We start from the raw sequence: 24,763 nt of genomic DNA, 5'->3' as shown, positions 1-24,763 counted from the left end.
GTTGCCGCTCCGCTCGCTCACCGGACGGCACCTCCCGCTCCGGGGGCGCCGAGGCCCTGGTCGACCGTCACGTCGTTGAAGGGCAGCAGGGGCTCGGCCCAGGGGAAGACATACTGGAACAGCACGTAGACCACGACCAGGATCAGCACGAGCGAGATCAGCGCCCGCACCCATGCGTTTCCCGGCAGATGTCGCCAGATCCAGCCGTACATGCCGTCCCTACTCGCCGTCGACGTCACTTGCGTCCCCCAGAGTACGGGGCAGTCAAGGCTACGGGGGCAGCCTGTGGAAAGCTCCCCACCGACGGCGGGCCCGGGTCCCGAGCGGCTGGCCCGGGGATGCGCGCGTGCCGGCAGACCGGGCGGGAGCGCCGTGGGACGGCGGGCGCTGCGGCAGATTCACTCCACAGGCTGGGCGTAGTGGAGGTCCACGGCGCCCTTGTAACCCGGCAGGGTCACCCGGCCCTGGTCCTTGACCTGCCAGCCGAGGCCGTAGGCGTTCACGTACAGCATGTAGTTCTGGATGTCGTGGGACGCCGCGAGGGAGTTCTTCAGCCGGTCGGTGTCGCCCACGGCCGTTATCCGGTACGGCGGTGAGTAGACGCGGCCCTGGAGGATCAGGGTGTTGCCGACGCAGCGCACGGCGCTGGTGGAGATGAGTCGCTGGTCCATGACCTTGATGCCGGTGGCGCCGCCCTGCCAGAGGGCGTTGACCACGGCTTGGAGGTCCTGCTGGTGGATGACCAGGTCGTTCGGCTGCGGGTCCGGGTAGCCGGGGAGCTTGGCGGTGGCGTCGGGCGGGGCGTCGTTCAGCGTGACGGTGATGGCCTTGCCGCGCAGCGGCCGGGTCGCGGCCTCGTCCTCCAGCGCCTTGAGCCGGGCGTCCTCCTCGGGGCTGCGGCCGTCGCCCCGGTCGGCGAGGGACTCTATCTGGTCGCGCAGGGTTCCGTTGCTGTTCTCCAGGGCGCCGTTCTTGCGGCTGCGCTCCTGGATCAGGTCGGAGAGTTTCAGCAAGGAGGTGTCGGTGCGGATGTTGGTGCCCTTGGCGGTGTTGAAGCTGGTGAAGAAGATCAACCCGGCGAGCGCGAAGACGGCCGCGGTGAGCACCTTCCCCCAAGGTCTCAGGGACAGCGGAGGCATTCCCGGCGCCCAGCGCCGGCCGGTGCGCACCGGGCTGGTGCCGCCCTCTGGGGAGCGGGCAGAATTGCTCTGCTTGCTCAACGCTATCCTTACTCCTTACGGCTCCGCTGGGGTTATCCACCACCGCCTGAAAGGCGTGGGAGGTACCCCCATCCACGGCCTTCAGGCAGTGGGAGAGCCTTGCGGGCCTGGGTGGCACACCCAGGAAAGCACTACGCTAACGGACGCCCTGGGGAGCGCTCGGTGCCCCTCGTAGTCCCCCTAGTACCGCTCAGTACGCCCCGAGCCCGCCCCGTCCGTGTCCCGCGCGGTCACGCAGCGCATCGACAGGAGAGTTCCTCGTGCCGAAGTCACGCATCCGCAAGAAGGCCGATTACACGCCGCCGCCCACCAAGCAGACGGCGACGATCAAGCTGACGAACCGAGCCTGGGTGGCGCCGGTGATGTTGGCGATGTTCCTGATCGGCCTGGCCTGGATCGTCGTCTTCTATGTGACGGACGGGTCCCTCCCGATCGACGCGTTCGGCAACTGGAACATCGTCGTCGGCTTCGGCTTCATCGCAGCGGGCTTCGGCGTCTCCACGCAGTGGAAGTAGGCGTTCCACCCGTCCGTCGCCGGTAGCGGGCCCGCCAGGGGTGTGCCCGCTCATCGCGCCGGTCTCCGTTGACCACCGCGGGACGATTGCCGCACTTCGCACGTCGTCCGCCTCGTACCCGTCCCGTCGCGCCCTTTTTCCGGGTGCCCGCCGCCGGGCGCCTTCGCGTCCCCTGGCTCCCGGCGCGCTCACTGTGTGTCCGCATCGGCTCCGCGTGGCTCCACATGGCTTCGAGCGGCTCCGTGTGGGTGCGGGAACGGGCGGCTACGAGCGGGTGGACGGCGTCTCACCAGGAACGATCCGAAAAGTTATCCACAGGGCTGTCCACACGTGGGGATATTCAGAAGATCTGTGGATAACTCTCAGGGCGTTGACGCCGGTATGACCGGTCACGCGCGGCGAGGGCTCCCAACTCCCTCCGCGAGACATAAGAGAAAACCCCTGGTCAGAGGCCCTGAACCGCCATGACCTGGGATGATGCCCGCGCGTTATGGGAGCCCGTGCGGGGCTGCCCACAGCGTGCACAAGATCGGGCACGGGCTGTGGACAACCGGCGCAGCGCGGGGGATGACGGCGCGATTCCAGGGCGCACCGCTGATGAGCTCGCGCCCCCGGTCACGGGCACGGAGCGGGCCGCTCGAACGGTCATGTGATGGTCGCCGTGCGGGCGACGATCACCACCACCACGGCCACCAGCACCACCGCGCACGTACCCCACTGCACCAGCGAGCGCCGCTCGCGCGGGGCGTGCACCATCGCGTAGGCCATGGCGACGCCACCGATCAGACCGCCGATGTGAGCCTGCCAGGCGATGCCGCTGATGCTGAAGGTGAAGATCAGGTTGATCACCAGCAGGGCGATCACGGGGCGCATGTCGTAGCGCAGCCGGCGCACCAGGACGGCGGTCGCGCCGAAGAGGCCGTAGATGGCTCCCGAGGCGCCGAGCGAGGCCTGCGACGGGGCGGCGAGGAGGTAGGTGAGGGCGCCGCCGGCCAGGCCGGACACCAGGTAGAGCGTCAGGAAGCGCGCCCGGCCCAGGGCGGCCTCCAGGGGGCCGCCGAGCCACCACAGGCTCAGCATGTTGAAGACGATGTGCCACACCGCCTGGTGCGCGAACATCGACGTCACCAGGAGGTACCACTGGCCTGCGGCGATGCCGTCGGTCGGGTGGTACGGCAGGCCCGGCGGCACCATGTCGCGGGGCGGCCAGCTGCCGACCAGCACCAGGTGGTCGAGCAACCGGTCGTTCACCTGGATCGCGATGAAGACCGCGACGTTGATCGCGATGAGGATCTTGGTGATCAGGCGGGGGTCGGCGGTGATGGTGCCGCCGGCGATGGTGCGGGGGCGGGTGGACGCGGGACCGCGTCCCGGTCCCGAGCCGGCCCGCACGCACTCCGGGCAGTGGAACCCGACCGAGGCGCTGACCATGCAGTCCGGGCAGATGGGACGGTCACAGCGGGTGCAGCGGACACCGGTCTGGCGGTCGGGGTGGCGGTAGCAGGTGGGTGTGGTCCCGGGACCGGGCGGGTCCTGCCGCTCGCCCGGCGGCGGATTGTTCGACGCCTGGTCCATGACTTCCCGGTCCCCTCACTGTCGATGCGTTCTCGAGACCTTCCCGAGGTCCTCGGAGCCCCGCGGAACGAACACCCCGGAGGTACGCGGCGCCCCGCCCTTCCTTACGGATGGGCGGGGCGAAATGGTTCCCCGAGGTTCCCTGGCGCACCGTAGCCCGTGAGGCGTGCGTCGTGGGATGCCGTGGCGCTTTCTGTTCCATCGAAGCCGGCCAGAACGGATCTGAACGGTTCGGAATAGGTCGAACCAGGTCGGACCAGGTCGGGTTGCGGAGCGGCTCGGTCGGGCCGCAGGGGTCGATCGCCGGCCGCGAGAGGGATCAGGAGCGCTCGGGAGCGGGCCGCGGGAACGGGAAACGGGAAACGACGTATTACGACGCGCGGGTCTCCACCACGACGGACTCGATGACCACGTCGTTCACCGGGCGGTCGGTGCGCGGGTTGGTCTTCGCACCGACGATCGCGTCCACGACCTTCTGGCTGGCCCCTTCGGTGACCTCACCGAAGATCGTGTGCTTGCGGTTCAGCCACGCCGTGGGTGCCACGGTGATGAAGAACTGCGAGCCGTTCGTGCCCGGGCCGGCGTTGGCCATGGCCAGCAGGTACGGCCGGTCGAAGGCGAGGTCGGGGTGGAACTCGTCCTCGAAGGTGTACCCCGGGCCCCCGGTGCCGTTGCCCAGCGGGTCCCCGCCCTGGATCATGAAGCCGCTGATCACACGGTGGAAGACCGTACCGTCGTACAACCGGTCGGTGGACTTGGCCCCGGTCTCGGGATGCGTCCACTCCCGCTCGCCCTGGGCGAGCTCGACGAAGTTCTTGACCGTCTTCGGCGCGTGGTTCGGCAGGAGCCTGATCTCGATGTCGCCGTGGTTGGTCTTCAGGGTGGCGTAAAGCTGCTCGGCCACAATGTGCCTTCCGTTGTCCTCTGTGACCCTCCGATCCTCCCATGGACCAGGGGGCCGGTCGCCGCCCGCCACCGGTCACGGACCCGGATGTCCGCCCCGCGCCGCGCCACCGTCGAGGGAATCCGGCGCCGCGCGCCAGGGCGCGCCATGACCCGGATGCCCGCCCGCGCATGCCCCGGCACGTTCGGGCAGGCATGATCCGTAAAGGGGTGGAAAGGCGAGATACCGAACGCCACCAAGGAGGAGGATGCCCGTGACTCGCATCGACAGCGTGCGCGCGGCGACCGGCACGGCGAAGGACAGCGTGCTGCACGCCGCGGAAGTGGTGGCGCCCTACGCCGAAACGGCCAGGGACCGTGCCACCCATTACGCGCACGAGGCGCGTGTGCGCATCGCACCCAAGGTGTCCGTCGCCACGGACCAGGCGCGGGCCCAGTACGGCGCACACATCGCCCCCCGCATCGAACAGGCACGTGTGCAGGCCCGCGCGCACGTACCGCCGAAAGTCGACGAGACCGCGGTCCGCGCCCGGGAGCTGGCCGTCCAGGCCGCCGCCGCGTCCCGGCCACGGATCGAGCAGGCGAGGGCCGTGGCCGGCCCGGTGGGCCGGGAAGCCACCGACCGGGGCGCCGCCACGCTCGCCGCGCTGCGCGGTCAGGTGACGGCCAAGGAGATCAAGCACATCATCCGCCGCCGGGAGCGCCGTGCCCGTGCCGGCCGGGCCGCCCTGGGCGCCCTGGTACTCGGCGCGCTGGCGGGGGGCGCCATCGCCGCGTGGAAGTGGTGGGACAAGCAGGCCAACCCGGACTGGCTGGTCGAGCCGCCCGCCGCCACGGAGGTACCGGAGAACTCCCACCTCGCCGCGGTCGACGGCAGCGGCGAGGGTGCCTCACTCGACCCGCAGGTGCGCGCCAGGCAGGAGGAGGCCCAGTCGGCGGAACGGGTCGCCCGAGAACGGCGCGGGGCGCGGGGGCGCGGGGGAGAAGCCTCCGGAGAGAGTGCGTGAGCCGGAGGTTCACGCGTCCGACGCCCTGACTCTGATGCTCCGTCCCACACCGCCGGGTGTGGGACGGGGCGTTTTGCGGCGACGGCCGCCCTGATCGCCGTCACCGGCCGGGCGATCCGTCGACGCCGGAGTCGGACGGCGACCGAGGCTCGGGGCCCCTCGGATCGTCCGAGGGACCCCGCGGGGAACCCGTCAGGCGTCCGGTGCCGTCCCCCACACCGCCGTGTCACCGTCGTAGAGGACGACGTGGTCGACGGTGACGGGGGTCGAGCCGGGCGTCGTGGAGACGCCCTGGTAGGACCAGTCGCCGGTGGGGTCGTGCGCGCCGGGGAAGGTCAGGCGGAACTGCACCTCGCGGTGGAAGGCCGACTGGCCCGCCGGGGCGATGTCCTGGCCCTCGCAGCTGATCGTCACGTAGTACACGGAGCCCGCGTACTGCTCGGGTCCGGTCGGGGCCGAGCACTGGTTGTACGGGGAGGTCAGCTGCACCTGGGACGGGTCGACGCCGTCGTCCAGGGTGAAGTACCAGCGGAAGCTGCCGTGGCTGAGGTACCGGGCGGGCCAGGCGGACTTGTTGACCACCTGGGCCTTGATCTCGTAGAAGTCGGTGTTCGTCTGGTTCACCGCGGCCTGGACGAACTCCTCGGGGCCGTCCGGGGTCTCGGTCGGCGGGAAGTTCGCGCGCGGGGTGCCGCCGTACTCGTCGGCGAGCGCGGCCAGGGCGCCGGAGAAGCCCGCGTTGTAGTCGAGCGCGCCCTCGGTCATGGCGTACTGCTGGCGGTCGTCGGTGAAGGCGTCGTTCGCCGATGACGGGCCGCCGACCAGGAGGCCGATGTCGGTGTGCCGGGTGTTGGTCGGCTCGCTCATCGACTGGCTCCAGGAGCCGTGCGCCGTGCGGTTGTGCGGGTTCTTCGGCCAGGCGGTGTTGGTGCCGGAGTTGGTGAACCCGATCTCGTAGCTCGTCTTCTGCGGGTTGTCGCCCAGGATGTAGTCGATCTGCCGGACGCCGAAGTCGTGGTACGTCTTCGCCTTGTCGGCGTCCTTGCCCTGCGCCGTGAGCCAGTCGCTGAACTGGAGGGCGGCGTACCCGGTCGTGGAGGAGTAGCGCAGCGAGCCCCAGGTGTCGAGGAAGGCCTGGCCGCCGGGCGAGTAGGAGACCTTCGTGCCGTTCACGCCGCTGGTCCACCAGTCCAGCCAGCGCTCGGCGTCGTCGACGTAAGCCTGCTTGCCGGTCAGCTCGGCGAGCAGCACGTAGCAGCCGTACGTCTTGTCGTCCCAGGCCAGGCCCCAGTTGTACTCGGGCGTGGTGGTCTGGTTCATCTTCGGCAGGTCGGCGTAGTACGTCTCCGCCTTGGACAGGTACGTGCTGTCGCCAGTCGCCTTGTAGAGCCAGATCGCGCCCCAGACCAGCTCGTCCTGGTAGCCGCTCCACGAGTTGTAGTAGCCCTGGGCCGCGGTGATGCACTGGTCGTACTTGCCGCGGTGCGCGTCGGCGAAGGCGTAGAGCTGCTTGGCGTGGGTGACCAGGGTGGCCGCGTAGGAGGAGTCGCTGCCCTTGAAGAGGACGGCCGAGGAGGCGAGCGCGGCGGCGGTCTCGCCGGCCAGGTCCGAGCCGGGGCAGGAGTCGTCGATCTTGTAGGCGGGGCGTGGTGAGGGGTTGACCTCGGCCGGGCCCCAGAAGCTGTGGTCGCTGTTTCCGTCGCCGACCTGCCCGTAGAGCACGTCCGGTGCGGGATGCGCCTTCAGCAGCCAGTCGTCGCCCCACTTGAGGTTGCGGCGCAGGTACGCGGCCTGGCCGCTCTTGTCGTAGCCCGCGGCCTCGTCGATGCCGCCCCAGGCCAGCATCGTCATGGAGAACGCCATCGGGAAGCCGAACTTGATCTCGTCTCCGGCGTCGTGGTAACCGCCCGTCAGGTCCACGCCGACGTCCTTGCCGTCCGTCAGGTCGGAGTCGCCGCGCCAGGAGACGCGGTTGTCGGAGGGCAGCTTGCCGGACCGCTGGGACTCGTAGAACAGCATCGAGTCCTGCAACGCCTCCGCGTAGTTGTACGAGGACGCGGTGACGGAGGCTGCCGCGCCGGCGCCGGACTCAGGGGTGACCTGGGCGGCCTGGGCGGGCGCGGTCACGACCGCGGCGAGCAGGGCGAACAGTCCGGCGGCCCCACCGGCCACCTTCGCTCGCCGGCGTACGCCGGTGCGGGGTGCGTTGCCCGTGCGGGGTGCGGCCGGCCGGGGCGGTCGGGCCGGTCTGCGGGGTCGGTGCGGTCTGGGGAGGTCGTTCGGGTGCGACATCGGGGGCACCCCTTCACGGGTGACGGGACCGGTATGGGGTCAGGGGGTTGGGAAGCCTGATTATGGGAGCGCTCCCATATGCTCGGGTGCTTGTCCGGGTCCCGTCAATGGTCGTGCAGCCGGCAGCCTGCGGGCGTGCGATGCCCGGGAGGAGCGCGGGGGTTCGGCCCGCGCCCCTGGCCCGAGAGCCATAATGAGCAGAAACGGAAGGCGTCTCGGGTATCGCAGGGTGCCGCGTGGCATATCGGCAACCCGGCATATCGGAAGCGGAGCTGGACATGACGACACAGGGTCCGAGACCCGCGATCGATTCGACCCGGCCGCATCCGGCGCGCGTCTACGACTACCTGCTGGGCGGGAAGGACCACTACCTCGTCGACGAGGAGGTCGCCCGCAGGATGCCGCAGGAGGCGCAGGCCGCCGCCCGGCAGAACCGTGCCTTCATGCGGCGCGCCATGGCCTTCGTCGCGGGCTACGGCGTGGACCAGTTCCTGGACATCGGCACCGGGATACCCACCGAGCCCAATCTCCACCAGGTCGTCCAGGGGATCGCCCCGGCCTCCCGGGTCGTCTACGTGGACAACGACCCGATCGTGCTGCGTCATGCGGAGGCCCTGCTGGTCAGCACGGAGCAGGGCGCCACGGACTACATCGAGGCCGATGTGCGCAAGCCGCAGGTGATCCTCGGGCGGGCCCGGGAGCTGCTGGACTTCGCACGGCCCGTCTGCGTGTCGCTGGTCGCGCTGATGCACTTCATCCGTGACGAGGAGGACCCGTACGGCATCGTGCGCGGCTTCGTCGACGCCCTGCCGTCCGGCAGCTGGCTCGTCCTCACGCACGGCACCTTCGACTTCGTCCCCGTGCACGCCCTCGACCCCGGCCACGAGCCGCGGCGGATGGCCCCGTACACCGACCACATCACGGCGACGGCCCGGAGCCGGGACGCGGTGCTGCGCTTCTTCGACGGCCTCGAGCTGGTCGAACCGGGCCTGGTGGCGGCCGTCCAGTGGCGCAACGACGACGCGGCGCCCCCGCAGCCGAGCGGGATGTTCGCGGGGGTGGCCCGGGTGCCGTAGCGGTGCAGGTGCCGTGGCGGCGCGAGTGCCGCGACGGCGTGCGTGCCGGTCCCGTGCCGGCTCAGGTCTGTGGCTTGTAGTAGATGGTGTACTTGCGGTCGCCCGCGACACCGGAGGCGAAGCCCATGCAGAGCCGGGGCGGGGAGACGCCCAGCTCGATGGCGAGGCCCTCGGGCTCCCGGTAGTTCAGCGTGTACGCCGCCTCCGTACGGGACCGCTGGATGACCCGGGACGTCGGGACGTGCACGGCCGACAGGTAGGTGTCGCCGTGTCCCGACGGCGGGTTGGTGCCGTTCTCGTCGGTGTAGTGGGTGCCGGTCATCTGGTAGACGTAGTCGCCGAGCAGGGCGACGCCCTGCGGGGTCTCGGTGTCGGCGATCCCGATGCGCGGGATGTCGTACAGCCCGCGCGTGTCGCCCCACCTGGCGTGGTCGAGGTCCAGCACCCGGTAGCGGTAGTCGCTCTCGCCCAGCATGTACTGCACCAGCAGCCGGCCGTGGCGCATGTCGACGGCCGGCCGGTTACTGGTCGACTCGTCCACGACGTAGAGCTTGTCGACGGCCCCGTCGTCGCTGTCCAGCACCCGCCCGTCGGCGTAGGCGAACCGCCCGACGGCCATGCCGTAACCGGTGTCCGGGTTGGCGTCCGCCTCGGTCCAGATGTACGAGGTGCTGCCCCTGGGCTCGACGCCGATGGACGCCCCGTGGCCGAAGCCGCGCAGATACATGTGGCCGAGCTGGGTGCCGCTCAGGCTGAGCTTGGTGAGGCACATGTCGCCGCGTGCGCTGCGGTCGGCTCCGGAGACCGGCGCCGGCTCGTCGGGGAGCTGGACGCCGCCCTGCATCAGCTGCACCGCGAAGAGGAACTTGTTGGTGTCGTCGAACGCGAAGGACTGCATAATCGTTTCGTTGTACAGAGTCTTCTCGCGGATGTACGACGTCGCGGGCGCGGTCAGATCGAAGACGTCGTCGGCCGTGGTGGCCGACGCTCTCGTGGTCGCCGCACCCGTCCACGCGGCGGCGGTGGCCAGCCCGGTGGCGCCGGCGCGCAACACTGCCCTGCGGTCGATCATGTGGGACTCCTGCCTCATCCGTCGCTTGGGCTCTGGCCACCTCGGCCGCATGCCCCGGCCTATGGCATGTGCATGCCCTACGCACGTATGTCTCAGCCGTCCCGTCCGGCATGTGGAACGCAGAGCGGCGCAGGGGAAACGCTGGTGTCCGCGTGAGTGGTCCACGGAACTGGCAGGCTACGTGGCTCAGATGACGGGAAGTCGGCTCTGTGGCGCCGTCAAGGTAGCTGCCAAGCGGAGGGGAGGACAACACCGCGCCGAGCCGACCGGACACCGGCCGCGCCCCCTCGATTGCCCGGCGTCCTGAATCGTGCGACGAGGGGCGGTCCGGGCGCCGCCGGTTCCCCCGCACTGGCAGAGTGGAGCGCACAGAGCGGCGAACGCGCCGCCGGATGCGGAGGAACGTGCTGGTGAGACACATGGGGGGAGGCCCGGCGGAGGTGCGCCTGTTCGCTTTTCACCACGCCGGCGGGTCACATGCGCTGTACCAGGGCTGGCGGAACCGGCTACCGGCGAGCTGGGACTTCCAGCCGCTGGACGCGCCCGGGCACGGAAAGTTGTTCGGGCAGCCGCAGATCGACGATCTGGACCGGATCGTCGACCATTTCCTCGAGCGCATCGGGCCGGACCCGACCGAGCCGTACGCCCTCTTCGGGCACAGCATGGGCGGCCTGATCGCAAGCGCGGTGACCCGGCGGCTGGTCACCGAGGGCGGCACCCGGCCGGTGTGGCTGGGGCTCTCGGCGACCCGCGTGCCCGGTTCCCTGGCCGCCATGCAACGGCACACCTTCAGCGACGAGCAGCTGCGCGACTACGTGCGCGAGATGGGCGGCACCCCGGCGATGGTGCTCGAAGACCCGTACATGTGGCAGGTGTTCGGCTCGATCATCCGGAACGACCTGAAGCTGGTCGACAGCCCCCATCCGGCCTACGACCGTCCGCTTCCGGTGCCGCTGTCCGTGTACGGCGGTCACACCGACACCTCGCTGCCGCCGGAACAGCTGGCAGGATGGTCCGACTTGGCCGAAAAATGCCTCGGGGTACATATCTTCGACGGCGGCCACTTCTACTTCAGCAGCGATCCCGGCCCACTGCTGGAGCAGGTCGTCACCGATCTGCGCGCGGCCCTGGACCTGGCCCCGCCACCGGACCGCCCCCTCGGGAGCGCTACGCCGACGGTGCCGCTGCCTTGACGATCCGGGCCACGAAGAATCCCTCGAAGAGATCGGTCGGGGCCACCCGGACCGCGTCCGCAAGGCGCGCGTCGAACTTCATGCCCCGCCAGGAGGTGACGCCGGGCTGGAAGGACGGCTCCGAGAAGTCGAGCGGTTCCAGGGTGAGGTCGGCGTGCCGCTGGAGGATCTTGCTGACCGGGAACTCGTTCTCCTCGGGGCTGAGCGTGCAGGTGGAATAGACCATGACGCCGCCGGGTCGCAGCAGCCGGTAGGCCGCGCTGAGCATCTTCGTCTGGAGGAACTTGTACTTCTCGATGCGCTCCTCCGACCAGTAGCGCAAGGTGACCGGCCGGCGCAGGTCGACCCGGCCCTCGCCCGAGCACTGCACGTCGAGCAGGATCCGGTCGAAGGACTCGGCGGGGATCGACTTGTCCACGTACTGCGCCGGGTACGTGGTCAGCTCCGCGTACCGCACGCCGTACAGCTCGGCCAGCTCGCCGAGCTTGCGGGCGCGCGGGGCCGCGGCGTCGTTCAGCCACAGCCGGCAGTCGCCCGCCGCACGGGCGGCGAGGTGGAACGCCTTGCCGCCCGGGGCGGCGGCCACGTCGAGGATGCTGTCGCCGGGGCGTGGGTCGAGCGCCACCGGGGGGATCAGGCTGGAGGCGTTCTGCACGTAGACGCGGCCCTCGTGGGCGAGGGCCATGATGTCGTCGAAGCCGTCGTTCTCGGGCCAGAGGAAGGTGTGGTCGCACCAGTCGAGCGGGACCGCCTTCGGCGCCTTCTCCCGCACGGCGCGCAGGGTGCTCTCGTACGCCTCGTCGTCGAGCAGCCGGTTGATCCGGATCGAGGACGGCCGTGCGCCCTGGAACACGTCCGTCAGCTGCGCGGGGCGCATCCGGAGGACCTCCGCCATACGCTTTTCGAACTGGCGGACGGTCCGCGAGTTGGACACGGCTGCGGCTCCTTCGTACGGGGTGCTCCCGCCATTTTGACGGCCACCCTTCGGAGGCGTCCAATTCCCCCGTCCGGGCCGGCAGGACCGTACGCACCGATCACCACAGGTCGTGACGGGTCCACACGGGGTCACCGGCGTAGGGATGGTAGGCGGCGAGGTTGTCCCGTGCGGGATGCCGGCGGCCCGCCGGGCCCGCGGCGAAGGCGTGCAGCAGGTTCCGCGTGACCCCGCCGGTGAAGCGGGCGGTGGCCGGCGGGATGCCGTGGGCGCCGTCGCCGTTCAGGGACTCGACCCAGCGCATGGTGCCGGTGTTGAAGACGCCGGCGCCGCTGGCCGCCGTGTAGTACGCGGAGTTGTGGTAGCTGCGCACATCGTGGCAGACCAGCTCGGAGTGGGCCAGGATCTCGATCGGCCGCGGGGTCTGCGGGGCGCCGGTCACCCGGTCGTACTCGGTGCCCACCAGGTGGGGGAACCGGCTGCCACGGCGGACCCCGGTCCCGGCGAACAACCAGTGGTCGGGCGCGGTCACCCGGTAGGCGGCGCTGGCGCCGGTCGCCTCGTAGAAGGTGCCGGTCAGGGAGTTCTCCGGGCGGGCGTGCGGTGGCTCGCGCCAGTCGGTGGTGACGGCCGCGTCGTCCGTGCCGTGCAGGGGATCTTTGGGCCAGTCGGTCTTGTAGCAGACCACCAGGCGCCGCTCGCCGTGCGCCGACTCCTCCAGGCGGATGCGGCGGAAGCAGGCGTTCGCGCCCAGGAAGGCGACATTGGTCCCGGCGTCCCGGGCGGTGGTGATCCGCTGCCGCATGGCCGGCGTCCAGTACTCGTCGTGGCCGAGCGAGACGACCGCGCGTGCGCCGGCCAGCAGGTCGGGCTGGCGGTCGACGTCCATGCTGGTGACGTACGCGAGCGGCAGCGCCAGCCGTTCGGCCAGCGCGATGACGGGCTGCTCGTAGACGAGGAAGAGTCGGGCGCCGTCGCGGTCGTACGGGCGGTCGCAGCTGACCGCGAGGGCGCGGCCCGCGTAGTCGGCCTTGCCGCCGGGGCCGTAGTACAGGCTGTGCCCGCCCCAGGTGTTGTACGCCTGCCAGGTCGCCACCGCGTTCACCAGCACCACGCGCCCTGCGGTCCGGTGCGAGCGCACGGTGAGCGGTACGTAGCGCTGGGCGCCGCCCTCCGCGGTGAGGCGCACGAGGTAGGCGCCCTCGGGCCAGTGCGCGGTGGGGATCCGGGCGCTGGTCCGCCAGGCGGCGGCCGACACCGTTCGGGTCTCGCCGCGCGGCTCGGGCATCGGCTGCTCGCGTCCGGGCAGCCGCCCGGAGGCCCAGACCCGGCGGGCCCGGGCGCCCCCGTACCAGCCCATGCGGAAGGCCTCCGCGCGGAACGTGCGGTCGGTGGTGGACACGAAGAGGCGGACCGGTTCGCCGGGGAGCACGCTCACCCGGTCCGCGTACCCCTCGATGGCCCGGTGGGACGCCCGGCCGCCGGCGGGATCACGCAGTCGCCAGTCGCGGTCGCCGGGCTGGTCGTTCTCGGTCCGTACCGTCCAGGCCCCGGCGTGCTCCGGGTGGGCGGCCGACGAGTCGGACGACGAGCAGGCGGACAGGAGCGACCCGGCGCTCAGGGCGGCCGCCGACTCCAGCAGCCGCCGGCGGTCCCACGGAGCTCCCTGCGGTTCCATGATCCGAGGCTAGGGTCGGATCCGCCCTGCGGCCGGTGGGGTTGGACCGTTCGGGCGCCGGTGCGGACGCCGGCACGGACGCCGGGGCGCCGAGGCCCCCGGGCCCGCCGCGTCCGAGCGACCGCGGGCGCTGGCCGGTGTGGGCGTGGGCGCCAGGGGTAGTCGGTCGGTGGCCTGTGACACCCCAGGGAGGATCGATGCAGCACGACGAATTCATCGGACAGGTACAGGCCCGCGCCCACCTGGACAGCCGGGGCACCGCCGAGCGGGCCACCCGCGCCACGCTGGAGACGCTCGCAGAGCGCGTTCAGAGCACCCAGGCCGAGAACCTGGCCGCACAGCTGCCGGTCGAGATCGGCGAACACCTGCGCCGAGTGGTCTACGCGCAGGACGAGCCGATCACCGGCGTGCGCATGAGCCGCCACGAGTTCTTCTCCCGGGTGGCGCAGCGCAGCGGCTTCGACGAGCCCAAGGCCGTGCATGCGGCACGCTGCGTGGTCGAGGTCGTGGACGAGGCCACGTCGGGGGTCGTCGACCGGGTCAAGGACTCCATCGACGACGACCTCAACGGTGTGCTGTTCTCCGGGAGTACCGGACATCCCTGACGCGTCGGCGTGGGTCAGGTCTCCGGGCGGGGTCCCTGGTGTCCCTGCTGTCCTTGGTGTCCTCGGTGTCCCTGATGTGCGTGGTGGACGCCGATGCTGGGCAGCCAGAGATCGAGGACGGTGGTGACCCGGTCCCGGTCGAGGACGTAGTGGCGGGTGCGGCCCTGCCTGCGCTCGCGTATGAGCCCGGCCGCCACGAGCACCCGCAGGTGCCGGCTGGTGGTGGGCCAGGAGTGCTCGAAGCGGCCGGCGAGTTCGCCGGCGGACATGGCGCCGTTCCGAGCGTGCAGGACCTGGAGGATGTGCCGGCGAGTGGCATGCGCCAGCGCCCCGAAGACCCGGTCGCAGTCCTCCAGATCGCGCAGTCCCCGGGGCTTGGCGGAGCCCGCCGAGTCCGACGGGTCCACTCAGTTCAGGTGCAGCGGTCGGACGGTGGGGAACTCGAACATGGGCCGTCCGCCGCGCGCCTCGCACAGCCCTCCCATCCTCTCCCAGATCTGGCTGATCTGGGGATGGGTGTGGGCGAGGCGGGAGCCGTCGGCCGAGGTCCACTCGAAGATCTCCACGAACAGCGGGCCTTCGACGCCCTTCTCGGAGCCGACGAACATCTCCACGGGCCGTTCGGTGATCAGCTCCAGCGAGCGCAGGGTGGCGGTGTGGCGCCTGAGGATGTCCTTGAAGTCGTCCTCGCAGCCGGGCTTGACCCGGTAGTGGGCGATGGCAATCACGGGGTCGCTCATGGCAGGGAAATTTAGCATGTTCGCTAAATAAGGTCGGCCGCGACCTCGCCGCTGCCGGGCCGCGTCGGCGGCGTCCAGATCCACCGCACACCGTCTCCCGCGCCGCCTACGACAATGATGCCAATTTTGCTACGTTTATACCGTTACAACCACTTATGCAATCACGTGCCGTGTGGCGGCACCCCGTGCCGGCTCTCGGCCGACAGGCCTGCCGGACACGCGGGACGACGACCGGATCCCGGCGTCGGCCGCCAGGAGGGAGGATCACCATGACCGCCCAGGACGGTTACGGCGACAGCCTGATCTGTAGTCACCTCGATCAGGTGCAGCCGGTCACCCCGGACAGCCCCGACAGCTGCCCGGAGTGCGTCGCGCAGGGTGACACCTGGGTGCACCTCCGTGAGTGCCAGATCTGCGGCCACGTCGGTTGCTGCGACTCCTCGAAGAACAAGCACGCCACGGCTCACCACGACGCCACCGGGCACCCGCTCATCCGGTCCTACGAACCCGGTGAGGCCTGGTGGTGGTGCTACGAGGACCAGGTGACCTTCGAGGTGGAAGGCGTACCCCCGGTGCGTACCGCCTGATCGCCCGACCGCCCGACCGCCCTCACCACTCCCCCTTCTCCAGCACGCTCAGCACCGGGGCCGCCCCGTCCTCGTCGGCCAGCCGGGCGGCGATGTGCCCGGTGCGCGCCCGGAAGGCCGGATCGTCGACGGCACGGCGCAGCGCGCAGGCCAGCCGGGGCGCGGTCAGGCGCTGGTAGGGGATCCGGGTGGGTGCGCTTCCCAGGGCGACGAGTCGGGCGGCCCAGAAGTGCTCGTCGAGCTGGCCGGGCACGGGGACGGCCGGGACGCCCGCCCGCAGGCCGGCCGCCGTGGTGCCGGCGCCCGCGTGGTGGACGACGGCGGCCATCCGGGGGAAGAGCCAGTCGTGCGGTACCTCCGAGACGGCGAGCATGTCGTTGCCCTGCGCGTGCAGACCGCTCCAGCCGGCCTGCACGACGCCGCGCAGCCCCGCGATCCGCAGCGCCTCCATGACCAGCGCAGCCAGCCGGGTGGCGTCCGCGGCCACGAAACTGCCGAAGCCGACGAAGACCGGGGCGGGGCCGGCACGCAGGAACTCGACGAGCCGGCGGTCCGGGCGCCATCCCGCGGGCCGCGGCGGCCACCAGTACCCGCACACCTTCAAGTGCGCGGGCCAGTCCCGCGGTGGTGACACCACCCGTGGGCTGAAGCCGTGGTGGATCGTCCGGCTGCGGGGCGCGCGGCCGGCGGCGCCGCAGGCCCGGTGCGGCAGGCCCAGCCGGCGGCGCAGCCGGATCACGGCGGGCGCGAAGGCATGGCTGGTCAGCGAGCGCAGGGCGCGGGCGGCCCACAGGTTGCCGTAGGGCCCCAGGGAGCGGCGACCGCCCAGCGCGAGGGGCGCGAACGCGCCGGTGGGCGCGATCGGTTGGAGGTAGGCGCCCAGCCGGGGCACGCGCAGCGCCTCGGCGATGGGGCCGCACAGCGGGTCGGCGAGGGCCGAGGTCAGCAGGACGTCGGTGCCCTGCTGCGCCGCCTCCCACATGCCCTCGGCCAGGTGCGGCAGGAACGACCGGACGAGCCGCAGCCCCCGGGTCAGCTCGGCCTGCGCGGTCGCGGCGCTGGCCAGTTCCCGGCCGCCGGCGGAGTTCAACTGCCGTAGCGGGTCGGTCGGAAGCGGTCGGAACTCCAGCCCGTACGCCCGTACCGGCTCGCCGAACCGGGCATGGGTGGCCAACGCCACCTCGTGGCCGTCCGCCCGCAGCCGCAGGCCCAGTCCGAGATAGGGAGCCACGTCCCCCCAGGACCCGGCCGTCACCATCAGCACACGCATAGAACCGCAGTATGTCCTTGTTGCGGTCTTCCTCCCAGAAATCCCCGCCGACGAGGTCAACGCGTCGCGCAGGCAACCCTCGTACGCCACGACGTCACACCGGGGGCGGAGCCGATGCGCCCGCGTCCGCCGGACCGCAGCGGCACGCCCGTCACCGCCCTCGCACGCCCGTCACCGCCCCGGCGCGCCCGTCACCGTCCCGGTGCGCCGGTCCGCACGCGTCGCGTTTCATCGGTGTCACCGTCACGCCGGGCAGCAGCTCGATCGGGGCTGCCTCCTGGTAGCCGATGGTGCACAGGTAAGCGCGTAGCGGCCCATGGGCCGTGACCAGGAACGACGGCACTCCCTGCCGGTCGCACTCCTCGGCGCCGGTCCGGAGCAGCCGCCGCGACAGGGTGCGGTCGCGGTTTCCCCGTGCGGTGGCGAGCAGGTACACGTGACCGTACGGTTCGGCGGGTTTGTGCTGGGCGATCTGGCGGGCCGTCCGGGTCAGCAGCCGGACCCGGAAACCGAACAGCCGGATGTAGCGGACGGCACGGCGGATCCGGTAGCCGCGGGACAGGTGCGGGGGGCGGACGACCAGGACGCCCCGGCGCCCCGGGGTCGTCCACACCCGTCCGCAGGCCAGCGACGGTGCGATCTCGCAGGCGAAGTAGGCGCGCAGCCGCGCCTGAGGGTTCCGGCGTCCCGCGAGCACCCGGGACAGGACGGGGTCCTGCGCGAACCGTTCGGCCAGCAGCGCGGCGAGCGGGGGCCCGTCCGCTTCGGTGGCCGTGACGATGGTGTGGACGACGGGCTCGGCGTCGTCGTGGACGGCAGGACCGGCGTCGTCAGTCGTCGCCACGGTCGGCCCTCCGTACCCGCCGCCGGGCAGCCAGGCGGTAGTGGACCGGCCCGAGCGTGCTGCCGAACCACCAGAACACCCGCTGTCCGAGGTCGCGCTCGCGCAGCCAGGGGTCGTCGGGCAGGGCGGCGGCAGTGCCGGCGCCGCCGATGTCCACCGAGGCCACGACGGAGCAGGGGCCGTCCTCGTCGCCGAGTGCGAGCGGGGTGCCGGTGCCGTCCAGGATCTGGGTCGCCGGCTCGAAGCGCGCGTGGTAGCGGAGGGCGCCGAGGGTGCCCGGCACCGGTGCGCTCAGCCGGCCGGCGGCCGTCGCGTTGACCACGGGCCGGCGCAGCAGCCCGGCGAACCGCCGTACCACCGCCACCCTCCGCTCCCGGGCCTGCCGCGCGGTCGGACCGTCCGGGGCGCCCTGCCGCAGCGACGGGGCGCTCCAGTAACAGGACGCGCCCAGCACCAGGTTCACCTTGTCCGCGAGGCGGTGTGCGGTGGCCGTGCGGCAGAACTCCCAGCACATGGCGAGGCCGACGGGGCCGTGCCGGGTGGCGGCGACGCCGGGGTCGCCGCGGCCGGTGAAGTAGAAGTTCTCCCACATCGTGGGGACGTCCTTGTCGTGCCACTGGAGGTCGCGGTCGGGCCCGGCCAGGTACATCCGGTTGACGACGTCGCCGCCGTCCTCGATCAACAGCGATCCGGCGACGTACGTGTTGTGCTCGACGGCCATGGTCTGCAACAGCTCGACCGCCGCGCGCCGGGTGCCACGGGACACCGTCTCCGGGACCCCGCGGGACAGCGCCATGCCGGACGTGAAGAACTCCGGCACCACGACGAACTGCGGCTCCGCAGCCCGGCAGACCTCCTTGACGGCCTGCTCGGCACGGCTCAGGTTGACCGACACCTCGCCGAGGGCCAGTTCCAGCTGGACGGCGGCCACGGTGACCGAACTCATGCGGAGGGCTCCTCGGTGGTGGCCGCTGCGGACAGGTAGAGGGCGCGTGTCGCGGCCCTGCGCAGCTTGCCGGACGAGGTCTTGGGCAACTCTCCCCGGCCCAGCAGCAGGACGTCCGCCACGGGTATGCCGGTGCGTTCCTGGACCGTGTCGGCCACCTGCCGGCGGATCGTGGCCCGCCGGTCGGCGCCCTCCTCACGCACTTCGCAGGCGATGACGAGACGTTCCCTGGCCGCGCGCTCGACGCCGAAGGCGGCCACGTTGCCGCGGCGCACCCCGGGCACCTCGGAGGCGGCGAGCTCGAACTCGGACGGGTAGTGGTTCTTGCCGCCGATGATGATCACGTCCTTGAGCCGGCCGCACACGGCCAGTTCCCCGTCCACCAGGAGGCCGACGTCACCGGTGGCGAGCCAGCCGTCCGCTCCGACGGCCGGTCGGACCGTGTCGTCCTCGGCCAGGTACCCGGAGATGGTGGAGGCCCCCCGGATGTGGATCTCGCCCACCGACCGCCGCCCCACCGGCTCCCCGGAGGGGGCGCGCAGCTGGAGTTCCAGGCCGTCCAAGGGGTGGCCGAGCAGCACGAGTTCACGGGCGTCCGCGGAGTCCACCGGCTCGGCGAAGCCGCCCTGCCCCAGCTCCTTGCCGCTGACGGTGACGGTGCGCAGGCCACGGCCCGGCACCGGCGAGGTGACGGCGAGCACGGCCTCCGCCAGGCCGTACACGCACTGCACCACGTCCGGCTCGATGCCGTGCCCGCGCCCCGCCTCCAGGAAGCCGCGCATGGTGGCCCCGTCGATGGGTTCGGCGCCGTTGATGCACATCCGCAGCGACGACAGGTCGTACGGCTGCGGGAGACGGAGCAGCCGGGCGGCGAGCCCGTAGGCGAAGTTCGGCGCGCAGACGACCGTGCCGCGGTGCTGCTCGATCAACCGCAGCCAGGTGCCCGGCGAAGCGGCGAAGCTCAGCGGGTCCCACAGCACCAGGTCCATGCCGCTCGCCATGGAGCCGGCGAGCATGCCGATCAGACCCATGTCGTGGTAGAGCGGCAGCCAGCTGACGGCCACGTCGTTCTCGGCGCGTATGCCCATCCGGGTCAGGAAGCCCCGCACGTTGTGCCTCAGCGCCGCGTGGGAGATCAGTGCCGGCTTCGGCTCGGCCGTGGAGCCGCTGGTGAACTGGACGATCGCGGAGTGCGGGCGGCGTCCCTGGCGTGCGGCGCCCGGGACGATCTCGGCCTCCGCCTCGTGGCCCGTGGCGGCGTCGCCCGGCTCCACGGATTCCAGGGGCAGGACGCGGCACCCTCCCCCAGAGCCTTGAGGGCCTGGGAGGTGCCCCCACGGCGCCTGCACGGACTCGGCCATGCCCGCCTCGACGAGCAGGAAGTCGGTGCCCGCCTCCGCGATGCGCCGCCGGGTCTGGGCGAGGAACAGCTCCGGGTCCATGGCACGGAACGGCAGCGGGAGCACCACCACCGAGGCCCCGAGCAGCCACACGGCGCGGATGGCGACGACCGTCGCCGGTGACGTCAGGCCGACCAACGCCACATGGTGGCCGGCTCCGACGCCCGCACGGGCGAGCCTGCGGGCCTGGGCGGCTGCCGCCCGCCGCAGGCCGGACCAGCTGAAGAAGGGTCCTGACGAGCCGTCGGGTGCGATGAAGCGGACGCCGCGCTCCTCGGAGGCTGCCGCGTCGAGGGTGTCGTTCCAGAGGGCTTGGGGGGTACCGGAGTGCATGGTTGCTACCTTGCTGCCTTCGACGGGTGATCGGTGGCGTAAGACGTCCTGTCGGGCCCGGGGTCAGTGCTGCACCGGGTGAGCGCCGTTCGGGAAGCGCCGGGAGACCCGGCCGGCCACGGCCGGGATTTCGCCATATCTGGGGCCGGTTCTCCGGCCTGCTGCGGGACGGCGTCCGTACCGCTCGTCGGGTGCGGGGAAGGGCTCGAATGCGGTCCGGTGCACTTCCTCGTCCAGCTCTCGTCCAGCTTCGGTCCAGGTACGGCGGAGGCGATGGATGAAGGTTAACGGCGCGTCAGGAACGCCCTGCGTTGAGGGCCGTCATCATCCTGATTCAGGGGCCGTGCAGGTACACCGCCCCGCACAGTTCGGGTTTCCACGGGGCGAAGACCGGAAGGGATGCGTAAGCGCCACAAACGGCGCAAGTGGCCGACACGGTCGTGGCTGATACTTCCGCGTGCCGCAGTGTCGCGCTAGCAACCGCACGACGTCGTGTCCATGCTTGGCGAGAATCCGAGGGGCTCGAACAGTGGTTCCGTCCTTCGCCGCCCGGCGACCATGACGAGGTGACATTGCACGGCGCACCCCCCAGGGAGGAGATGCACGCGGAGGTCACCATCTGGGGCACCTTCCACGGCTCCACGACCGCGGTGAAGACCCTCCTCGTCGGCGTCCTGTTGAGCAGGCTGGGCGGATTCCTCAACCTGTTCGCCGTGCTCTACCTGACGTCGAGGGGCTACTCCAACGAGCAGGCGTCCCTGGCGGTCGGCTGCTACGGCGCCGGGGCCGTCGGCGGCGTCCTGCTCGGCGGCATCCTCGCCGACCGGATGGGCGCCCGCACCGCCACCATGGTGGGCATGGGCGGGACCGCCGCCCTGACGGCGTCGCTGCTCTACCTGCCGTACTACTCGCTGCTGCTGGTGTCGATGACCCTGGCCAGTCTGGCGGCCCAGCTGTACCGGCCGGCGTCCGCCACCCTGCTCTCCGCCCTGACACCGCAGCGCAGCCAGGTCGTCATCTTCGCCATGTACCGCTTCGGCCTGAACGCGGGCGCGATGGCCGCCCCGCTGGTCGGGTTGGCGCTCTACCACCTCGGGGGCGAGAGCTACTCCCCGGTCTTCTGGGGAGAGGCCGTCATCGCCTTCGCCTACGTGGTCGTCGCGGCGCTCGCCCTGCCGAGGCAACCGCACGCGGCGACACCCCAGGCACCGGCCGACGGCCCACCGCGGGGGCGCCGGCGGACGGCCGGCGGCGCCCCGGCCGTTGACCGCATGGCGGCCCTGCGTGACCGGCGCTACCTGCTGTACCTGATGGCCGCGCTGGTCAACGGCATCGTCTACGTCCAGTACCTGTCGACCCTGCCGATGGACATCGAGGCGCACCACATCGACATCTTCTGGTACTCCACCGCGGTCAGCGTCAACGGTCTGCTCGTCATCGCGGTCGAGTTGCCGCTGACCAAGCTCTCCCAGAAGTGGCCGACGAGGCTGACCGTGGGGCTGTGCTGCGGGCTCATCGGCGTCGGAGTCGGCCTGTACGGGCTGCCGATGAGTGCGACCGTGATCATCGGCGCCACGCTGGTCTGGACCCTGGGGGAGATCATCGGCGGCCCGGCCATCTTCGCCTACCCGGCGAGCGCGGGGCCGCCCGCGCTGCGCGCCTCCTACATCAGCAGCTTCCAGCTCATGCAGGCCCTCGGCACGGCGCTCGGCCCGGTGCTCGGCGGGTTACTGTTCACCCGGCTCGGGCACGGCTTCTGGCCCCTGCTCGGCGCCGGGGGTGTGCTGTCGGCGGCACTGGCCATCGCCGCGATCCGCACGCCGGCCCAGGCGTCCCGGCAGAACGACCGACGGGCGGCCACCACACCGCACGCCCCCACCGACGAGGACTGCCAGGTGCCGTGACGCGCGGACGACGACGCCCGCCCACCACGTCGATCCCCCTCCTTCCCGCCCCTTCCCCTCCTTCCCTCCGTCCCCTTCCCCTGCCCCTCCCCATCTCCCCTCCCACCCGGTAGATCCGGCCTTCCCCCAGCCTCCGTGCCTCTCCTCACCCTGTGCAGAACGGAAACGGACACGATGAACGCGCCTTCGCAAGCGACCGCCGAACACCACGCCCAGCAGGTACTCAGCACCGTCCAAGCCTTCCGGAACGAGCAGACCGCAGCAGCCGAGCTGACCAGTCACATCCAGCGGGACCTCGGACTCGACTCGCTCGACGTCGCGGAACTCGTCGTCCGCGTCCAGGAGGAGCTCGGCATCATCGCATCGGCGCCGCCGGCCCGGCTCGACACGGTCGGCGACCTCGTCGAGTGGCTCGTCGGCCCGCCGGCGGACGGGCAGGGCGAGGCAGCGGCGCACGACGAGGCGACCGGTCGGAACGAAGCGATAGGTCGGAACGGAGCGGCAGGTCGGAACGGAGCGGTGGAGCGGGGGACGGTGTCATGAGCCATGTCCTGATCATCGAGCCGGTCTCCTCCGGCACGCTGCTCATATCGGCGGCGCACGCCGCCGGCCACCAGGTGTCGGTGGTCAGCGCGGGCCAGGGCGACCGCTGCCTGTCCGACGCGTTCCGCGATCTGGTGGACACCGTCATCACCGTCGACAGCAACGACGAGGACAAGGTCCTGGACGCCGTCGTCCGGGCCCATGAGCGGCAGCCGTTCGACGCGATCCTGCCGGGCTTCGAGTACTACGTGCCGCTCGTCGCACGCCTCGCGGCCCGGCTCGGCCTGCCGGGGCTCACCGAGGCGGCCGCGCTCCGGCTGCGGTACAAGAACCTGATGCGCGAGGCGCTCGACCGCGCCGGCGTCCGCGTGCCGCGTTTCCGGGCGGTCGACGTGAGCCGGGCGCCCGACGACCTCGCGGCCGACGTCGACGCCGCCACGGCGCACGTCGGCCTGCCCTGCGTGGTCAAGCCGGTCGACCTCGCGGGCAGCGTCCTGGTGCGCAAGGCCGCGACGGTCGCCGAGGTACGGGACGCGGTGGCCCGGATCGCCGAGTGCGGGATCGCCGACCTCGACCGCGGGCCGCGGCCCCTCGCCCTCATCGAGGAGTACGTCCAGGGGCCGGAGTACAGCCTGGAGGGCTACCTCACCGCCGACGGTCCCTCGATCGCCGGCGTCACGCGCAAGCGCCTCGGCCCGGAACCCCACTTCGTCGAGACCGGCCACCTCGTGACGGCCGCCGGGACCGGCGGTCCGGACGCCGACCTCGTCGCGTACGTCACCGAGGCCGTCCGGGTCCTCGGTCTGGACACCGGGGTCTTCCACGCCGAAGTCCGCAGGGGACCGCACGGTCCGGTGCTCATGGAGGTCGGCGCGCGGCTGCCGGGCGACCAGATCTGCACCCTGCTCCAGCTGGCGATCGGCCTGGACCTGCCCGCCGCCTTCGTGACCTGCATGCTCGGCCGGCCGCCCCGGCCGCTCGCACCGGCAGGCGACGGCTCCCACCTCGCGGACGGCACCCGCGCCGCCGGCATCAGGTTCCTGGTGCGCCCCGGGCTCACCCGGTTCACCGAGGTCCAGGGTCTGGACAAGGCACGGGACATCACCGGGTACGTCAACTCCGCGCTGGTGTACGGACCGGGACAGGACATCCCGGAGGCCGCGGACTTCAACGGGCGGCTGGGCTGGTTCATCTTCACGGCACCGGACGCACCCGCGCTGGAGGCGGCACTGGACGAGGCGGACGAGCGGATGCGATTCCTTTGACCTTCCTGGAGACGACCTTCCTGGAGATCTACCGCAAGCGCCCCGACCTCCCGCACCAGTACGGTCCGGCGCTCGTCCCGGCGCGCTCCGGCCGTTTCCTCGACCCGGACGTGTACGAGCTCGACTCCGACGAGATGGGCCGCAGCGGCTGCCGGCCGCTGATGTCCGCGTTCCCGCTGCGTCCGGCCGCGTACCGGACGCTCGTCGACGGCGACCGGCCGACGCGGTCCGCGACGTGGCGGCACGAGATACGGCTGGTCGACCCGACCGAGGACGAGCTGCGGGACTGGCGGGCGGCCGGTTTCGACACGGTGTACGTCCGCCGCGCGATGGAGTGCCGGGTACCGGACGGTGCGAGCGGGGCCGCGCAGCCGACCGTGCTGCCGTCCCTGGCGGACCGACCGGAGATGTGGCCCGAGTTCACCCGGCTGGCGAACGACGCCTTCGGCATCGCCCTGAGCGAAGCGGAGTTCGCCCGGCAGAGCTCCCCGCCGTGGTGGCGCCCCGAAGACGTGCTGTTCAGCGCCGACGAGGCCGGCACCATGCGGGCGAGCGCCCAGCTGATCGTCGACCAGGACGCGGCGGGCGAGCGCTACGGGGTGGTGCGGGCGCTGGCGGTGGACCCCGCGGTCCGCCAGCAGAACAGCATCGCGATGCTGCTGGGCGTGCACCAGAGCCTGCTGGCCCGGCTGCGCCAGCACGGCGCCACCCGCGCGTACGTCCAGGCCGACGAGGACAACGCCGGGCTGCGCAGGCTGTACGCCATGGCGGGGTACCGCGAGGTCGCCCGCGTCGTCACCCTGTGGTCGCCGCGGGCGGAGTGAGCGCAGCACGCCGACGGAGCGGCGCCCGCACCCCAGC

Annotated in this window: 24 protein-coding genes; 10 read left to right on the top strand and 14 right to left on the bottom strand. The window is 71.6% G+C overall.

All coding sequences use genetic code 11. The features are described 5' to 3' along the window. Positions 1 to 17: 17 nt before the first annotated feature. Together NQO67_RS10470 and NQO67_RS10465 are read right to left on the bottom strand one after the other, a co-directional pair. Positions 18 to 212: a hypothetical protein gene (locus NQO67_RS10470; protein ID WP_255949653.1), complete on the bottom strand. Its 195-nt coding sequence runs from the start codon at positions 210 to 212 to the stop codon at positions 18 to 20. Positions 213 to 398: 186 nt separating this feature from the next. Continuing rightward, positions 399 to 1,139, bottom strand: coding sequence for a DUF881 domain-containing protein (locus NQO67_RS10465; RefSeq protein WP_255949652.1), 741 nt, complete (start codon positions 1,137 to 1,139; stop codon positions 399 to 401). Between the two features lie 341 nt (positions 1,140 to 1,480). Here NQO67_RS10465 and crgA point away from each other — a divergent pair, with 341 nt between their 5' ends. Next, on the top strand, positions 1,481 to 1,735 hold the full coding sequence (gene crgA, locus NQO67_RS10460) for a cell division protein CrgA (RefSeq protein WP_255949533.1): 255 nt from the start codon (positions 1,481 to 1,483) through the stop codon (positions 1,733 to 1,735). 645 nt (positions 1,736 to 2,380) lie between these two features. Here crgA and NQO67_RS10455 read toward each other — a convergent pair. Further along, a complete protein-coding gene (locus NQO67_RS10455) occupies positions 2,381 to 3,310 on the bottom strand; it encodes a rhomboid family intramembrane serine protease (protein ID WP_255949532.1) in 930 nt (309 codons plus the stop codon). Between the two features lie 370 nt (positions 3,311 to 3,680). Continuing rightward, positions 3,681 to 4,214 (bottom strand): peptidylprolyl isomerase, encoded by a 534-nt coding sequence (locus tag NQO67_RS10450; protein WP_255949531.1) that lies wholly within the window; start codon positions 4,212 to 4,214, stop codon positions 3,681 to 3,683. A 253-nt stretch (positions 4,215 to 4,467) separates the two neighbouring features. Here NQO67_RS10450 and NQO67_RS10445 point away from each other — a divergent pair, with 253 nt between their 5' ends. Further along, positions 4,468 to 5,220 carry a DUF5324 family protein gene (locus NQO67_RS10445; protein ID WP_255949530.1) on the top strand — a complete coding sequence of 251 codons (753 nt, stop codon included), beginning with the start codon at positions 4,468 to 4,470 and terminating at the stop codon, positions 5,218 to 5,220. 192 nt (positions 5,221 to 5,412) lie between these two features. On the opposite strand, the gene NQO67_RS10440 is transcribed toward NQO67_RS10445, so the two are convergent. Continuing rightward, positions 5,413 to 7,512: a glycoside hydrolase family 9 protein gene (locus tag NQO67_RS10440; protein ID WP_255949529.1), complete on the bottom strand. Its 2,100-nt coding sequence runs from the start codon at positions 7,510 to 7,512 to the stop codon at positions 5,413 to 5,415. 278 nt (positions 7,513 to 7,790) lie between these two features. Here NQO67_RS10440 and NQO67_RS10435 point away from each other — a divergent pair, with 278 nt between their 5' ends. Next, positions 7,791 to 8,588, top strand: a complete 798-nt coding sequence (locus tag NQO67_RS10435; RefSeq protein ID WP_255949528.1) for an SAM-dependent methyltransferase — start codon at positions 7,791 to 7,793, stop codon at positions 8,586 to 8,588. 61 nt (positions 8,589 to 8,649) lie between these two features. On the opposite strand, the gene NQO67_RS10430 is transcribed toward NQO67_RS10435, so the two are convergent. Next, positions 8,650 to 9,660 (bottom strand): phage baseplate protein, encoded by a 1,011-nt coding sequence (locus NQO67_RS10430; protein WP_255949527.1) that lies wholly within the window; start codon positions 9,658 to 9,660, stop codon positions 8,650 to 8,652. Between the two features lie 419 nt (positions 9,661 to 10,079). Here NQO67_RS10430 and NQO67_RS10425 point away from each other — a divergent pair, with 419 nt between their 5' ends. Beyond that, a complete protein-coding gene (locus tag NQO67_RS10425; RefSeq protein WP_255949651.1) occupies positions 10,080 to 10,853 on the top strand; it encodes a thioesterase II family protein in 774 nt (257 codons plus the stop codon). Here NQO67_RS10425 and NQO67_RS10420 read toward each other — a convergent pair. Then, entirely contained in the window at positions 10,828 to 11,787 is a 960-nt protein-coding gene (locus NQO67_RS10420; RefSeq protein ID WP_255949526.1) for an RsmB/NOP family class I SAM-dependent RNA methyltransferase, read from the bottom strand. The genes NQO67_RS10425 and NQO67_RS10420 overlap by 26 nt on opposite strands. A 100-nt stretch (positions 11,788 to 11,887) precedes the next feature. Then, positions 11,888 to 13,465: a N,N-dimethylformamidase beta subunit family domain-containing protein gene (locus tag NQO67_RS10415; RefSeq protein WP_255949525.1), complete on the bottom strand. Its 1,578-nt coding sequence runs from the start codon at positions 13,463 to 13,465 to the stop codon at positions 11,888 to 11,890. A 197-nt stretch (positions 13,466 to 13,662) separates the two neighbouring features. On the opposite strand from NQO67_RS10415, the gene NQO67_RS10410 reads away from it, so the two are divergent. Beyond that, complete coding sequence (locus NQO67_RS10410; RefSeq protein WP_255949524.1) at positions 13,663 to 14,070, top strand: DUF2267 domain-containing protein; 408 nt, start codon at positions 13,663 to 13,665, stop codon at positions 14,068 to 14,070. Between the two features lie 14 nt (positions 14,071 to 14,084). Here NQO67_RS10410 and NQO67_RS10405 read toward each other — a convergent pair whose 3' ends face one another. Both NQO67_RS10405 and NQO67_RS10400 read right to left on the bottom strand, forming a co-directional pair. Further along, positions 14,085 to 14,477, bottom strand: coding sequence for an ArsR/SmtB family transcription factor (locus tag NQO67_RS10405; RefSeq protein WP_255949523.1), 393 nt, complete (start codon positions 14,475 to 14,477; stop codon positions 14,085 to 14,087). Continuing rightward, on the bottom strand, positions 14,478 to 14,810 hold the full coding sequence (locus NQO67_RS10400; RefSeq protein WP_255949522.1) for an NIPSNAP family protein: 333 nt from the start codon (positions 14,808 to 14,810) through the stop codon (positions 14,478 to 14,480). Positions 14,811 to 15,079: 269 nt separating this feature from the next. Here NQO67_RS10400 and NQO67_RS10395 point away from each other — a divergent pair, with 269 nt between their 5' ends. Continuing rightward, entirely contained in the window at positions 15,080 to 15,397 is a 318-nt protein-coding gene (locus NQO67_RS10395; RefSeq protein ID WP_255949521.1) for a UBP-type zinc finger domain-containing protein, read from the top strand. A gap of 22 nt (positions 15,398 to 15,419) precedes the next feature. On the opposite strand, the gene NQO67_RS10390 is transcribed toward NQO67_RS10395, so the two are convergent. The 4 genes from NQO67_RS10390 to NQO67_RS10375 form a co-directional block, all read right to left on the bottom strand. After that, a complete protein-coding gene (locus NQO67_RS10390) occupies positions 15,420 to 16,667 on the bottom strand; it encodes a glycosyltransferase (RefSeq protein WP_255949520.1) in 1,248 nt (415 codons plus the stop codon). Positions 16,668 to 16,818: 151 nt separating this feature from the next. Continuing rightward, positions 16,819 to 17,511 (bottom strand): hypothetical protein, encoded by a 693-nt coding sequence (locus tag NQO67_RS10385; protein ID WP_255949519.1) that lies wholly within the window; start codon positions 17,509 to 17,511, stop codon positions 16,819 to 16,821. Further along, positions 17,498 to 18,457, bottom strand: coding sequence for a carbon-nitrogen hydrolase family protein (locus NQO67_RS10380; protein WP_255949518.1), 960 nt, complete (start codon positions 18,455 to 18,457; stop codon positions 17,498 to 17,500). Before NQO67_RS10380 ends, NQO67_RS10385 begins: the two co-directional genes overlap by 14 nt. Then, positions 18,454 to 20,190: an AMP-binding protein gene (locus tag NQO67_RS10375; protein WP_255949517.1), complete on the bottom strand. Its 1,737-nt coding sequence runs from the start codon at positions 20,188 to 20,190 to the stop codon at positions 18,454 to 18,456. The genes NQO67_RS10380 and NQO67_RS10375 overlap by 4 nt, the downstream gene beginning before the upstream one ends. Positions 20,191 to 20,756: 566 nt before the next feature. Between NQO67_RS10375 and NQO67_RS10370 the strand changes: the two genes are divergently transcribed. From NQO67_RS10370 to NQO67_RS10355, 4 genes are all read left to right on the top strand, one after another. Beyond that, positions 20,757 to 22,094, top strand: coding sequence for an MFS transporter (locus NQO67_RS10370; RefSeq protein ID WP_255949516.1), 1,338 nt, complete (start codon positions 20,757 to 20,759; stop codon positions 22,092 to 22,094). A 174-nt stretch (positions 22,095 to 22,268) separates the two neighbouring features. Continuing rightward, entirely contained in the window at positions 22,269 to 22,637 is a 369-nt protein-coding gene (locus tag NQO67_RS10365) for a phosphopantetheine-binding protein (RefSeq protein WP_255949515.1), read from the top strand. Next, positions 22,634 to 23,902: an ATP-grasp domain-containing protein gene (locus tag NQO67_RS10360; protein ID WP_255949514.1), complete on the top strand. Its 1,269-nt coding sequence runs from the start codon at positions 22,634 to 22,636 to the stop codon at positions 23,900 to 23,902. The genes NQO67_RS10365 and NQO67_RS10360 overlap by 4 nt, the downstream gene beginning before the upstream one ends. Then, a complete protein-coding gene (locus NQO67_RS10355; protein WP_255949513.1) occupies positions 23,899 to 24,726 on the top strand; it encodes a GNAT family N-acetyltransferase in 828 nt (275 codons plus the stop codon). Before NQO67_RS10360 ends, NQO67_RS10355 begins: the two co-directional genes overlap by 4 nt. The last annotated feature ends 37 nt before the right edge of the window (positions 24,727 to 24,763 follow it).

The organism is Streptomyces odontomachi (genome assembly GCF_024435355.1).
GTDB lineage: Bacteria > Actinomycetota > Actinomycetes > Streptomycetales > Streptomycetaceae > Streptomyces > Streptomyces odontomachi.
Note: the sequence above shows the minus strand (reverse complement) of the source record. Positions and strands in the feature narration are given on the sequence as shown.